1 protein-coding gene is annotated in these 1,177 nt (G+C 49.4%); it reads right to left on the reverse strand.

The genetic code is table 11. The annotated features are described in order from the left end of the window. The coding region (locus tag BUB05_RS18370) for a 2Fe-2S iron-sulfur cluster-binding protein (protein WP_139258094.1) at nucleotides 1–1,177 on the reverse strand (1,177 nt) is incomplete at both ends.

Below are 1,177 nucleotides of genomic sequence, written 5' to 3' on the forward strand. Positions count from 1 at the left end.
GCTCTTCCGTCTTCCTGGATTACTTCCACCGGCGATACCAGGAAGTCGAAGATTACTCCTTCTTCCTTTGCTTCGTGGATTTCTATCTTTTCCGCAGGCATTTCTTCTTCTGTTCTTCTGTAGAGTACCCTCACTTCTTCGGCTCCCAGTCTCACTGCTGTCCTTGCTACGTCCATTGCAGTGTTTCCTCCGCCTACTACGAAGATTTTCTTGCCTATCTTGAGCTCTTCGTTGTTTGTCACTTTTCTAAGGAAGTCTATTCCGCCTATTACTCCTTCTGCTTCTTCTCCCTTGCATCTCATTCCCGAGCTTTTCCATGCACCTATTCCCATGAATACTGCATCGTACTGGCTTCTCAGGTATTCGAGGGTTATGTCGTCTCCCAGCTTCGTGTTGTAGTTGATCTTTGCTCCCATGTTTTCTATGATCGCTACTTCAGAGTCCACTACGTCCTTTGGAAGTCTGTATTGGGGTATTCCGTATCTGAGCATTCCTCCGGGCTTGTCCATCATCTCGAAGATTTCAGCTCCGTGTCCCATTGTTCTCAGGAAGTATGCTGCTGTAAGTCCTGCAGGTCCTGCTCCTATGATGGCTACCTTCTTTCCTGTTTCAGGTGCAAGCTCCGGCATGTAGGGTCCTTCTTCCCTTTCGAAGAGGTCCTTGTCGGCTACGAAGGTCTTTATTGCGGCTACTGATATGGGGTCTTCTATTATGTCTCTTCTGCATGCACTTTCACATGGATGGGGGCATACCCTTCCTATGGATGCGGGTATTGGAAGGTCCTGCTTTATGAGCTGGAGGGCTTCCTGGAACTGGCCGTTTGCCGTAAGTCCCACGTATCCCTGGATGTCCGTGTGGGCAGGGCATTCCATCATGCAGGGTGCACGGCAGTCCCCCCTGTGGTCGGATACCAGCATTGACAGGGCTGTCTTTCTCGCCGCCACTGTCCTGTCGGTGTTTGTTGTTATCACCATGCCGTCTGTTACCTTTGTCGCACATGATCTTACAAGCTTGGGCATTCCTTCTATTTCAACGACGCACATTCCGCATCCGCCGTATGCTTCCATTCTTTCGTCGAAGCACAGGTGGGGTATTTCTATTCCGTTGTCAAGGGCCGCCTGGAGTATTGTCTGGTCTTCTGTTGTTGCTATCTGTTTTCCATTTATATTAAGTCTTA

The sequence above is a fragment of the Dethiosulfatibacter aminovorans DSM 17477 genome, assembly GCF_900142005.1.
Lineage (GTDB): Bacteria > Bacillota > Clostridia > Tissierellales > Dethiosulfatibacteraceae > Dethiosulfatibacter > Dethiosulfatibacter aminovorans.